Below are 12,302 nucleotides of genomic sequence, written 5' to 3' on the forward strand. Positions count from 1 at the left end.
TAATGAGTAAACAAAAAGAATTTCTGATGATAGCACTAACATTGATGGGGGCGTTCCTCGTGCCCATCAATTCAACGATGATATCCATTGCGCTCGGTTCCATATCGGGATTTTATGGATTGGATATACATAGTACGACCTGGGTGGTTACGATTTATCTGATTGTCATGGCCGTCACTCAGCCGATTGCGGGCAAATTGGGTGATATTTATGGAAACCGCAAGATCTATATAGTCGGTGCAGCTCTATTTCTTGTGGCTTCCATAGGATGTGCACTGGCTCCAAATATGATCATGCTTGTTGTCTTTCGATCTCTTCAAGCAATCGGTGGAGGATTGCTGATACCGAATGTGGTCGCCTTGATTCGGCATACGGTGTCACGTGAACGTTTATCTAGCGTCATGGGACTATTCGGGATGGGGATGGGTCTTGGCGCAGCTGTCGGTCCTCTCGTAGGATCGTTGTTAATCGCGGTACTTAGTTGGAAAGCGATCTTTTGGGTCAATGTCCCCTTTTTAGTCGGTGCCCTTGCTGGCGGTATGTTCCTCATACCTAAGCTTGAGAAAAAGTCATCCAATAAACCGTTGGACGTACTCGGTTCCATCTATTTGGCCATATCAATAACCTTATTAATATCGTTGACACATACAAACTCGACAAGGGTGTCTATCATTCTTGCAATCGTGAGCCTTTTATTCATTGTGTTATTCGTGAAGCGCGAGCGTTCCGTTCCGTCGCCGATCATCGATTTCCAATTGTTTAAGAGTCCTATCTTTGCGAATGCCAATATATCGGTCTTGCTAAACAATTTCATCATGTATGCAATCTTGCTTGTCATGCCGTTGATCATGACGACAAAAATGAACATGTCAACATCCATGAGCGGAATTATGCTATCCCTGTTCTCGATTTCCATGGCACTCAGCAATATGATGGGTGGGCAACTAAACCGAAAATTCGTATCGGCAAAAGTCATCTTCTTTTCTTTCGCCGTAACGGTGGTAACGAATTTCTTATTATTTTTCGTGATTTCCTCCCAGTCTCTTATCTACTTGGCCATTACACTCGTGTTAAATGGGTTGGCTATCGGGTTGGGACTGACCAGTATGCAGGTTGCCTCGCTTGAAGCGGTGGATGAGTCAGTCTCCGGTTCGGCATCGGGCATCTTCTCGACGTTCCGATATTTCGGAAGCATCGCCTCTTCCACGCTCATAGGGATTGTTGCGAGTTATTCCATCCTATTTGGCATTCTCATGATAGCAGCCTTGTTAGGTGCACTTTTGGCAAGGATGGTTTACAGAAAAAAGGCCGTTAGCACGATATAAGAATCGTATGGTGTGCCCAACTGTATAATGGGACTGGTATCCTTGAATGAAGAAGGGGGGCCGCATAAGTGAATAGAAAACACTATATGGTGGTAACTGGTTTTTTGACGTTTTTCTTGGTTTTGTCTCTGCTGTTTATCCATACATACTTCAACCACCGGGCATTCATGGAAGCAACCAATCAATGTTACGATAACGATGGCATGCCAGAGGTGGAGAAAAGTATCCTTTCAATGAACTGGTCTGTGATATGCCATCCATAATAGTCATGTTTTCCTGAAAGTTTTGTTATAATATACAAGACAAATTAAACGATAACTTGGGGTGCTTATAATGGAACAAATTAAAATTTTTACGCCAGAAGAAATTGAAGCAAAAGTTGAGGCAGGAGAAGCGATTGAGCTTGTCGATGTCCGTGAAGACGAAGAAGTGCAAGAAGGCATGATTGAAGGAGCGAAGCACATTCGCATGAATGATATCCCGGCCAACCTTGACTACTTCGATAAGGATAAAGAATATATCTTCATCTGCCGTTCAGGACGCCGCAGTGAGAATGTATGCCATTATCTTCAGGAGCAAGGCTATAAAGTGGCAAACATGGATGGCGGAATGATGCATTGGACAGGAGAAGTAATCGTTAAGTGATGGGGTTTTTCAAGAAGCCTTGTTACTTTTGCAAACGGAAGACGAAAGACGTCACGACCTATCTGAACGAAGATCGAAAAAAGATACATGTTTGTGCACAGTGTAAGGGGTATGCGGAAAGACGCGCATATTTCCGAGCTAAATGAGTGGGGCCCTTCTTTCGGAGGGCTCTTTTTTCTGGGGATATGTTAAAATAAGGGTGTTTAAGTCAGAATATATAGACAAAGGGGAATCTGTCAAGTGCATGTACATAAAGTAGCGGTCATCTCGGGAGATGGAATTGGTCCTGAAGTAATTGATGAAGGTATAAAAGTATTGAATAAAGTAGCTGAATTAGCGGGCGACTTTTCGTTTGAATTCACCTATTTTCCATGGGGGTGCGAATATTACCTGGAGCATGGGAAGATGCTTCCTGATGATGGGCTGGAACGGTTGAAGGAATTCGAGGCCGTCTATCTTGGGGCAGTCGGTTATCCTGGTGTTCCGGATCATATTTCCTTACGGGAACTGTTATTGAAAATAAGGAAGCAATTCGATCAATACGTGAATGTCCGTCCCATTAAGTTGCTGAAGGGTGCACCTTGTCCACTGAAGGATGTGACCCACGACCAAATCGATATGGTGGTCATCCGCGAAAACAGCGAGGGAGAATATGCCGGTGCAGGGGATTGGCTATTTAAAGGAAAGCCAGAGGAAGTGGTGTTACAGACAGGCGTCTTTTCCCGTAAAGGTACGGAACGGATCATCCGTTACGCCTATGAATTGGCACGGAAGTCGGGAAGAACGCTAACGAGCATCAGTAAAGCGAATGCCTTGAATTATTCGATGGTTTTTTGGGATGAGGTGTTCGAGGAAATTGGACAGGAATATCCGGAAGTGGAAACGCATTCTTACCTGGTTGATGCGGCGAGCATGTTCTTTGTCAAACAGCCTGAAAGGTTTCAAATCGTCGTCACCTCCAATTTGTTCGGTGACATCATCACCGATTTAGGCGCCGCCATTGCTGGAGGGATGGGGCTGGCTGCCGGGGCTAATTTAAATCCTGAACGAACGTATCCGTCCATGTTCGAACCCATCCATGGTTCTGCACCGGATATAGCGCAGCAAGGCATCGCCAATCCGCTTGCCGCCATTTGGTCTGCGTGCCAGATGCTTGATTTCTTCGGTCATGAAGATTGGGGCAAGAAGGTACTGGGTGTCATTGAACAAGTGATGGTCGATAAAAAGGTGCTCACTCCTGATATGGGAGGAAATAGTTCTACTGAAGAAGTCGGCAATGAAGCGGTGGCTTTACTATCGGATTTATAAGTAACACGTATAATCCATGAATAAAATGGGCACCCTGCTCAATAACCATCAATCGTTTAAAAAGGCAGGGGAGAGCCAATGATTCAAGTGAAGTTGTTTGATTATGAGCATGAAAAGGACTTGGAAGAGGAGATGAATGACTTTCTCGTCGATATCCGTGATAGTCAAATCGTCGATATTAAATACAATGTCGCCACGACCGGTGAAGAGGAACATGAACAGATTTATTGTTTTAGTGCGATGATCATTTATAAAAAAAGGTGAAATCCGACCCATATGACTTGGTGTCGGGTTTTTTTACATGTAAAAAAACAGGCCATACTGTTCAAGGAATTTGTCTTCTGCGAAGAGAATAGGTAAAGTTAGACGTAATACAGTGTGATGGTGTATTAAAAGGGGAGATCCATTTTGGATAACAAAATAAAGCAACTCATGAAAGAACTACAGAAATCAAACGGAGGCCATGTGTTCTACTGTTTCGATGAACTGGAGACTTATATTCATAACGAAACCTTATTCATTATTTCCGGTGTTGAACAGGGAAACGATATAATGGTCGTCGAAAATGATCGAATCTTTCCTTTCGTATATAAGAAATTACAAGGACAATTAAATGACGAACAGCTGAAGAAAGTGCACCATATTAATAATTTTGATTTTTACTGCTTTGAAGGAAACTTTCATCCTAACACGATGGTCGATTATTTTTTAAGGAATGTGGAGGAATACATGGCGAATGATGTTTCCCTGCAAACCTGGGGCCACGTTGAATGGGGGGGAAGTGAGGAAGTCGTGTTCGAGAGCATTAGCGAATATGAAAAGGGCGTCAATCAAATCATTGCAAAAAAGGGCATGGTTTCTGTTTGTGCCTATGATGAATGTAGGCTGACCCCGACACTGAAATCCATGTTAATGAAGCACCATGGCGTGTTCATGACGGATGAAACGTGCACAATCATAGCTAACTAAACCAGGCAGAGGTGAGATAGTTGGAGCGCTTTACTGAAGAGGTAATCGGTATCATACAACATATTCCCCCTGGGAAAGTCATGACGTATGGGCAAATCGGCCAACTGGCTGGACACCCGCGAGGTGCAAGGCAAGTCGTCCGCATTCTTCATTCAAGCAGCAAGAAATATAACCTTCCTTGGCATCGGGTGATCAATGCGAAGGGTGAAATTGGCTTAAAACAGGAAGGGCTGGCTTCCCAACAAATCTTCTTACTAGAGAGTGAAGGAATCCACATCACGGAACATGGCAAGGTCGACCTTGAGGTGTACCGCCATCACCCTGAGGAAGCCGAGGGACGGAATATGGATCGTGGTTGAAAAAACGCAAATCTGGTTGAATTAAGGCTAGGCGTGGTTGAATAAATCGGCGTTGTGGTTGAATAATGGCCATTTGTGGTTGAATTCCTATCAAGGACAAATCATAGCTACACAAAAGAGGCTGATCCCGTAACGAACGGGATCAGCCTCTTTACATTCTATGAACGAGCATATAATGCAGCATTCATGCCGGCAAGTCGACCGGTCACTAATGCAGAAGTGATGTTATAGCCACCCGTGTATCCGTGGATGTCCAAAATCTCGCCACAGAAATACAGCCCGTCCATTAGTTTGGAGGCCATTTCCTTAGGTTGGATTTCTTTGACGGATACGCCGCCACCCGTTACGAAGGCCTTTTCAATCGACTGGGTTCCATGGACACCAAATTGAAAATCCTTACATAGTTCGGCGAAGCGGCGGATTTTTTCATTGGAGATCGTCGCACCTTGTTCTTGAAGGTCGATTCCACTTCGTTCCAGCAAGAAGTGGAGATACCGTTCCGGTACAAGTCCTTTTAACGTGTTTTTAATTGCCTTTTTCGGTTCGGACTTGATTTCCTTTGAGATATCTTGGAAGACTTCTTCTTTGTTCCGATCCGGAAGGGCATCGATTTTCATCGTCACTTCAGCGAGGTTCCACTTTTTCATTGCCTTGACGACGAATTGGCTGCACCGAAGAACGGCTGGTCCGGATACTCCGAAGTGTGTAAAGAGCATGTCCATTTTATGCGTAATCAACGTTTTGCCTTTTGGGTTCAGTACGCTTAATGAAACATCTCGAAGTGCGAGCCCTTGTAGCGTCTTTTCTTTAATGAATGTTTCATTACTTAGGACCGGGACTTCCGTCGGGAACAGCTCGGTGATTGTATGTCCGGCCTTACGTGCCCAAGCATAGCCGTCACCGGTTGAGCCTGTTTGCGGGACTGATTTCCCCCCGACGGCAATCACGACCGCATCCGTTTCGAAGATTTGACCATCTTTCAAGCGAACGCCGCTCGTTTTCCCATTATCATAGAGAACCTCAGCGACAGGGGAATTCTTATAGATCTTCACCTTCAAATCGGCCAGGCGCGTCAATAGGGCATCGACAACGCTTTGTGCTTTATCGTTGACCGGGAACATCCTTCCATGATCTTCTTCCTTTAGGGCCACGCCTAACTTTTCGAAGAACTGTATGATGTCTTCATTGTTGAATTCAGAAAACGCACTATATAAAAATCGCCCGTTTCCAGGGATATGCTGAATGATTTCATCGATGGAGAGCCTGTTCGTCACGTTGCAGCGCCCGCCACCTGATATCGCTAGTTTCCTGCCTAATTTCTCGCCTTTATCCACTAATAATACGTGGGCACCTTTTTCGCCAGCCGCAATGGCTGCCATCAATCCGGAAGGGCCACCGCCAATTACTATTACATCATATTTCAAAATGATCACGCCTTTATTTTTTTCAGTCTCTTCATTATATAGCAAGACCCTGTCAGAATGCGAACTACAATAAAAAGGAATGATTTGTTTGTATAAAATCCGTGAAAACGATAAACTTGAGTGTAGTTTTCTATAGAAAAAATCCTTTATTATGTTAAGATAAAGAGCGTGTGAAACGTAACTGAAAGAGGCAGGAAGGGATAAAATGTCGTCTAAGTTTTTAAAAGGGGCTTTTATATTAACCCTGGGAGCGATTATTTCCAAGGTTCTTGGTTTATTTTACGTCATCCCATTTGAACATATGGTTGGAAATAAAGGGGCTACACTCTATCAATATGGATATGTTCCCTATACGATATTCATTAGTTTCGCCACGGCTGGCATGCCGCTTGCCGTTTCTAAATTTATATCGAAGTATAATGCGCTCGAGGAATATGCAGTGGGGGAGAAGCTATTCAAATCGAGCTTGAAGTTAATGATGATCACCGGGTTCCTCGCCTTTGTGGTGCTTTTTACAATGGCACCGGTTTTCACTACCATGCTTGGCGTCAATAAGAACAGCGTGAGCGATATCACCTCTGTCATACGGGCGATCAGCTTCGCTTTGATCCTTGTGCCATTCATGAGCATCATCCGCGGGTACTTCCAAGGGCATGAAGCCATGGAGCCAACGGCGATTTCCCAGGTCGTCGAACAAATCGTCCGAATCGTATTTCTACTGGCCGGTGTGTATATTGTCCTGCATGTCCTTGACGGTGAATTGGTGAGAGCCATCCAGATCGCAACATTTGCGGCGACTGTCGGAGCACTCGGCGGTTTAGTCGTTTTGTTTTGGTATTGGAAGAAACAAAAACCGTATTTGGACAGCTTGAAGGAGAGAGACCGGGGGACGATGTCCATCTCTTTGATCCAGATTTATAAAGAGATTTTCTTATCATCGATTCCATTCATCTTTGTCGGGATCGCGATGCCTCTGTTCCAATTCGCGGACTTGATGACCTTCAACAGGGCAATGTCTTCGATTGGCTTACTGCATGTGGCCGAGGAGGCACTAGGGGTTCTCAACGTATATGCCCAAAAGCTTGTCGTGATTCCGATGACGCTTGCTACCGGATTTTCGATGGCGTTATTGCCAACGGTGACGAAAGCTTTTGTAAGCGAGGATCAAACCGAGTTCACCCGCCAGCTTGATCAGGCTTTTCAAATCTTATTATTCATAACCATTCCGGCGGTCGTTGGGATGTCGGTGCTTGCCGATCCGATTTATAGTGCCTTTTACAGTCACGATTTGCTTGGGATTAGTGTACTTAAGGCTTATGCGCCCGTGTCGGTTCTATTTGCGCTCTTTTCGATTTCCGCCGCTGTATTACAAGGAATCAATCAGCAAAAATACACGGTGCTCAGTTTGCTAGTCGGATTTTTGGTGAAGTTGAGCTTGAACATTCCGATGATCAAATTATTTGAAACGGAAGGTTCCGTATATGCGACGGCACTGGGCTATCTGGCCGCAGTCCTATTGAATTTGTACGTCATCTCCTACTTTACGGGCTATCGTTACAGCCTTACGATAAGAAGGACCGTCTTGATGGCGACTTTTTCCGCGATAATGGGACTTGCCGTTTGGGGTCTGCACAGCTTGTTATCCCTTTGGTTAACTTCGGAAGGCCGATTCCAGGCAATCTTGATTTCCGCCGTATGTGCGATTTTTGGGGCACTGATCTACGCGGCGCTCTCCTTGAAGAGCAAACTTGCCCATCGCCTATTCGGTACGAGGATTGATAGGTTGAAGAAGAAGTTGGGATTATAAAAAGATTGTGTTTTAAATGTAAGAAAAAGGGTAATGTTATATTATCCCCTGATTTAAAATATATTGGCCTTGCCTGTCATGAAAATGGGCAAGGCTTTTTACTGAAAAGGCTTTAGGAGGAAACAATGAGAATTGATAAGATTTTATCCAATATTGGGTACGGAAGCAGGAAAGAAGTGAAGAAGCTCCTGAAGTCCGGAGCCGTGAAGGTCAACGACCGGATATTGAAGGACGGGAAGGAACAGGTGAACCCTGATGTTGAAATCGTAACAGTTCATGACGAACGGGTTGAATATAGAGAATTCATTTACCTAATGATGAATAAGCCTCCGGGCGTATTGTCGGCAACGGAAGACAAACACCAAGAGACGGTCATCGACATCCTTGAGCCGGAGGATGCGGTCTTTGAACCATTCCCGGTCGGCAGATTGGATAAAGATACAGAGGGGCTATTGTTGATCACGAATGACGGCAAGCTTGCACACCAGCTGCTATCCCCGAAAAAACATGTGCCGAAAACATATTTTGCGGTCATTGATGGTGAAGTCACGGAACGGGATATTGAAGCATTCCGTAACGGTGTCACCCTGGACGATGGGTATGAAACGAAACCAGGCGAATTGAACATTTTAAAATCGGGCCTGACTTCTGATATCGAGTTGACGATAATGGAAGGGAAGTTCCATCAAGTGAAGCGGATGTTTGAATCTGTCGGAAAGAAAGTCGTATATCTGAAGCGTCTTTCGATGGGAAGCCTGCAACTAGACGAGGATCTTGAACTTGGGGAATACCGGGAGTTAACGGCAGAAGAACTTGAACAGCTGAAGGCAGGTCAGCCTGCTGAATAAATAACAAAAAATGAGGCGGACTAGTAGTCCGCCTCAAATTACTTTTTACATATCGATTTTGTTCGGGTGGTCATTCTTTTTTTAAGATGACATCTTCACTTTTTTGCTTGTTGTTGTCCAAACACCACGGCTTGGGCTTTGAACAAGGTCATTGTACTCTAGGACATTTAAATCGCGTTGCACTGTTCGAGGAGTGATGCCAAATTCTTCTACAAGCTCTTGAGTAGAAACCGTACCGTTGTTACTAATGAACATATAAACGGATTTAATACGGGTTAACATGCGATTTGTTGAAGGTTTCAAACAAAATCACTCCTATTCTTTTCATTGTTATTCTGAACAAATGAAAACAACCGATATGTCGGACAGCATTTCAGCTGCCACTATGTACGTACTATACCCACCCTTTAACTCCTCGGAAACATTAAGAAAAAACAAGATGCCATATGCTTTATTTTACCCCTATACATATCTAAATTCCATACCAAATTTTAGAATTAACTAAATATTACATCTATTATATAGTTTTTTTAACCAAAATATTCATTTACATTCAAAAATAAATGAATTTCAGGGTAGAATGAAAGCATGCCTTTATTTTGTCAAAAATTCCAAGGAATATTCATGGGTAAGGGAAAAATTCACTCCACTTCTAAACGATCATGTCCTTTTGTGAAGATAACCTTTCCTCGGCAACCAACATATACTATGATATTTACAGTACCATTATCATAGAGTATGAGATGAACTTGATGGTTTGTAAGGAAGTACACTTCAAGATGATTCTTTTAGAATTGAAATATAACCATATACGAGGTAGAGCATATGAACGAAAGATTAATGGAGTTTCTATTGCGGGACGAAGTGTCCAGACTTACGGGCATGAAGCGGCAAGTATATGAATTTATCGTGTATGAAGAAGATTACCTGGCTTCAAAAGCGGAAACGGTCGATCAATTTATGAGATTATTAGTGAAGCATTCTCCGCCGCGACTCGCGGCCCGACATTTTAATATGCCTTATGAAGAAATCATTCGGTTCATGTGTGAGATCGAAGAAGAGTTGAACGCACGGCTAGAAGAACGATGTAAAAAAGTGAAATGGCTGGATTTTACGGAAAAGAGCCAGCGAACGCTTGATGATCATGATAAGAAGTTGTATCTATTTGTGAATTGAATAAGAAAAAACGGTGCAACGCCTAGCCGCTGCACCGTTTTTTGTATGGGGTTGAATGATCAATAAACTTTATCACCATTAAAAATTGAATTTTTCACGATGACATAATCTACAGTTCGAATCGCTTCTAATTTCGTTCCACCAGCATAAGAAATGGAGGATTGAAGATCTTGTTCCATTTCTTTTAATGTGTCTTTTAACGCACCTTTGTGCTCCACAAACATTTTCTTGCCTTCTACATTCTTCTTTTCACCTTTTTGAAACTCTGAAGCTGAACCAAAGTACTCTTTATAGATCTTTCCATCTTTCTCAACTATTTCGCCTGGAGATTCATCATGGCCAGCGAATAATGAACCAATCATCACCATAGTGGCACCAAATCTAATAGATTTCGCTATATCCCCATGTGTACGAATGCCACCGTCCGCAATAATCGGTTTACTTGCGGCCTTTGCACATAGACGCACCGCTGCTAACTGCCAGCCACCCGTACCAAATCCTGTCTTGATCTTCGTGATGCAAACCTTACCTGGTCCAATTCCAACTTTTGTAGCATCGGCCCCGGCATGTTCTAATTCTCTTACGGCTTCTGGAGTACCGACGTTACCTGCAATTACGAAACTATCAGGTAAGTGATGTTTGATATGTTGGATCATATTGATTACAGCATTGGAATGGCCATGCGCGATATCTATCGTAATGTAGTCCGGTACAATACGCTCTTCAGCCAATTCTTGTATGAATCCATATTCTTCTTCTTTGACTCCGACACTGATGGAAGCGATACACTCACACGCATGCATATCTTGAATAAAAGCTTTGCGCTTTTCTGGTTCAAAACGATGCATGATATAGAAGTACCCATTCTTAGCCAAGGATGTAGCGACTTTCTCATCTATAATGGTCTGCATATTCGCAGGTACCACAGGTAACTTGAAGGTATGTTTGCCTAACTTTACAGTAGTATCACATTCTGAACGACTATTAACTATACATTTAGCGGGAATTAATTGAATATCTTCGTAATCAAACACATTTTCCATTGTTTACACCTCTATATACGAATGTTGTAATATTTTTTTATGAAATTGTTCGCCCATTGGTAATTTACATCATTTTCATCATTAAGTCAAAGCTTTTATTTTTAAATAAATCGAAAAATTGCAAAAAGAAGCGGTTCTGCATCCTATGAATCTCCTTATCACGTACAATCTGAGCCAAAGGTGCAACAGGTTTAAGCGACGACAAGTAAAAAAAGAGAAAAGAACTTTAGTAGATAAAATTGTAAAAAAGAAGAAAAGAGTGTACATTTAATTTATGAGAATGAGAATCAATTACATTTGGTTTCCGAGGAGTGGTCATGAGTGAAACAGTACGATGTCTATGATGTAACCGTAATTGGGGGAGGGCCTGCTGGCCTTTATTCCGCTTTTTATAGTGGATTAAGAGAAATGAAGACAAAGATCATTGAATATCAGCCACAATTAGGTGGGAAGATCCATGTATATCCTGAGAAGATGATTTGGGATGTTGGGGGACAGACACCTATTACGGGAGCTAAGTTAATTGATCAACTTGTGGAACAGGGATTAACCTTTAATCCAACGGTAGTATTGAATGAAAAGGTGGAGTCGATCAAGCGGGATGAAGAGGGGATGTTTGTCTTGCTTACGTCTTCCGGCGGCCTGCACTATTCGAAAACGATCATCGTGGCCGTCGGTGGCGGGATATTGAATCCACAAAAGCTGGAAATCGATGGGGCAGAGCGTTATGAAGTGTCCAATCTGAATTACACGGTAAAGTCCTTAGAACGATTCAAGGATAAAACGGTAATCATTTCAGGTGGCGGGAATTCTGCTATCGATTGGGCGAATGAATTGGAGCCTATCGCCAAAAAGGTCTATGTGGCCTATAGAAAAAATGCATTGGCGGGTCATGAATCACAGATAAGCCAATTGATGAAAAGTTCTGCGGAATGCCTGTTCAATACGTCCATTACAAAACTGGTCGCTTGTACCAATCATGAAGTCATTGAACGTGTAGAACTAACGAGTCATGAAACAGGGGAGGTTTCCCATTTATCAATCGATGAAGTGATCATCAACCATGGGTATGAGCGTGATGCCTCGCTCCTGGAAAACAGTGAAGTGAAGGTGGATATGGCCGATCATTATTATATTGCAGGCAATGCAACCAGCGAATCCTCTGTAGAAGGGATGTATGCCGCAGGGGATATTCTTCAGTATGATGGGAAAGTGAACTTAATAGCGGGTACCTTCCAGGATGCCGCAAATGCAGTCAATCAAGCAAAACAGTTCATCCAGCCTGATGCGCACAAGGTGGGAATGGTTTCTTCACATAATGAAATATTCAAAAGACGTAATAGGGAAATCGTTCAACAGATGATGACGCGATAAGACATGCAGAAAGCTCCAGTCCCC

At 43.1% G+C, this 12,302-nt stretch carries 14 protein-coding genes; 11 read left to right on the plus strand and 3 right to left on the minus strand.

The genetic code is table 11. From position 1 onward, the window contains the following. Window positions 1–2 precede the first annotated feature (2 nt). The 7 genes from ACQKL0_RS14620 to ACQKL0_RS14650 all read left to right on the plus strand — a co-directional run bounded on the left by ACQKL0_RS14620 (window position 3) and on the right by ACQKL0_RS14650 (window position 4,606). A complete protein-coding gene (locus ACQKL0_RS14620) occupies window positions 3–1,325 on the plus strand; it encodes an MFS transporter (protein ID WP_427688301.1) in 1,323 nt (440 codons plus the stop codon). A gap of 68 nt (window positions 1,326–1,393) precedes the next feature. After that, on the plus strand, window positions 1,394–1,588 hold the full coding sequence (locus tag ACQKL0_RS14625; protein ID WP_427688303.1) for a hypothetical protein: 195 nt from the start codon (window positions 1,394–1,396) through the stop codon (window positions 1,586–1,588). Between the two features lie 70 nt (window positions 1,589–1,658). Next, window positions 1,659–1,970 (plus strand): rhodanese-like domain-containing protein, encoded by a 312-nt coding sequence (locus tag ACQKL0_RS14630; RefSeq protein WP_402874682.1) that lies wholly within the window; start codon window positions 1,659–1,661, stop codon window positions 1,968–1,970. Window positions 1,971–2,210: 240 nt separating this feature from the next. After that, window positions 2,211–3,278 (plus strand): tartrate dehydrogenase, encoded by a 1,068-nt coding sequence (locus ACQKL0_RS14635; RefSeq protein WP_427688305.1) that lies wholly within the window; start codon window positions 2,211–2,213, stop codon window positions 3,276–3,278. Window positions 3,279–3,356: 78 nt separating this feature from the next. After that, window positions 3,357–3,542 (plus strand): sporulation protein Cse60, encoded by a 186-nt coding sequence (locus tag ACQKL0_RS14640; protein WP_402874688.1) that lies wholly within the window; start codon window positions 3,357–3,359, stop codon window positions 3,540–3,542. A 144-nt stretch (window positions 3,543–3,686) separates the two neighbouring features. After that, window positions 3,687–4,247 (plus strand): MEDS domain-containing protein, encoded by a 561-nt coding sequence (locus ACQKL0_RS14645; RefSeq protein WP_427688307.1) that lies wholly within the window; start codon window positions 3,687–3,689, stop codon window positions 4,245–4,247. A gap of 20 nt (window positions 4,248–4,267) precedes the next feature. Beyond that, complete coding sequence (locus tag ACQKL0_RS14650; protein ID WP_427688308.1) at window positions 4,268–4,606, plus strand: MGMT family protein; 339 nt, start codon at window positions 4,268–4,270, stop codon at window positions 4,604–4,606. A gap of 158 nt (window positions 4,607–4,764) precedes the next feature. Here the strand turns inward: ACQKL0_RS14650 and ACQKL0_RS14655 are convergent, their stop codons facing one another. Then, entirely contained in the window at window positions 4,765–6,030 is a 1,266-nt protein-coding gene (locus ACQKL0_RS14655; RefSeq protein WP_427688310.1) for an NAD(P)/FAD-dependent oxidoreductase, read from the minus strand. 205 nt (window positions 6,031–6,235) lie between these two features. Here ACQKL0_RS14655 and ACQKL0_RS14660 point away from each other — a divergent pair, with 205 nt between their 5' ends. Together ACQKL0_RS14660 and ACQKL0_RS14665 are read left to right on the plus strand one after the other, a co-directional pair. Further along, window positions 6,236–7,837, plus strand: coding sequence for a putative polysaccharide biosynthesis protein (locus ACQKL0_RS14660; RefSeq protein ID WP_402957837.1), 1,602 nt, complete (start codon window positions 6,236–6,238; stop codon window positions 7,835–7,837). Window positions 7,838–7,962: 125 nt separating this feature from the next. Then, a complete protein-coding gene (locus ACQKL0_RS14665) occupies window positions 7,963–8,685 on the plus strand; it encodes a pseudouridine synthase (RefSeq protein ID WP_427688312.1) in 723 nt (240 codons plus the stop codon). An 81-nt stretch (window positions 8,686–8,766) separates the two neighbouring features. On the opposite strand, the gene ACQKL0_RS14670 is transcribed toward ACQKL0_RS14665, so the two are convergent. Beyond that, window positions 8,767–8,988 carry a DeoR family transcriptional regulator gene (locus tag ACQKL0_RS14670; protein ID WP_402874705.1) on the minus strand — a complete coding sequence of 74 codons (222 nt, stop codon included), beginning with the start codon at window positions 8,986–8,988 and terminating at the stop codon, window positions 8,767–8,769. Between the two features lie 522 nt (window positions 8,989–9,510). Here ACQKL0_RS14670 and ACQKL0_RS14675 point away from each other — a divergent pair. Continuing rightward, window positions 9,511–9,861 carry a hypothetical protein gene (locus ACQKL0_RS14675; protein ID WP_427688314.1) on the plus strand — a complete coding sequence of 117 codons (351 nt, stop codon included), beginning with the start codon at window positions 9,511–9,513 and terminating at the stop codon, window positions 9,859–9,861. A 59-nt stretch (window positions 9,862–9,920) separates the two neighbouring features. On the opposite strand, the gene guaC is transcribed toward ACQKL0_RS14675, so the two are convergent. Next, a complete protein-coding gene (guaC, locus tag ACQKL0_RS14680; RefSeq protein ID WP_402874711.1) occupies window positions 9,921–10,904 on the minus strand; it encodes a GMP reductase in 984 nt (327 codons plus the stop codon). A gap of 321 nt (window positions 10,905–11,225) precedes the next feature. On the opposite strand from guaC, the gene ACQKL0_RS14685 reads away from it, so the two are divergent. Next, on the plus strand, window positions 11,226–12,278 hold the full coding sequence (locus tag ACQKL0_RS14685) for an NAD(P)/FAD-dependent oxidoreductase (RefSeq protein ID WP_403122220.1): 1,053 nt from the start codon (window positions 11,226–11,228) through the stop codon (window positions 12,276–12,278). The last annotated feature ends 24 nt before the right edge of the window (window positions 12,279–12,302 follow it).

This window comes from Peribacillus sp. NPDC097264 (genome assembly GCF_050277925.1).
In the GTDB taxonomy this organism is placed as follows: Bacteria; Bacillota; Bacilli; order Bacillales; family DSM-1321; genus Peribacillus.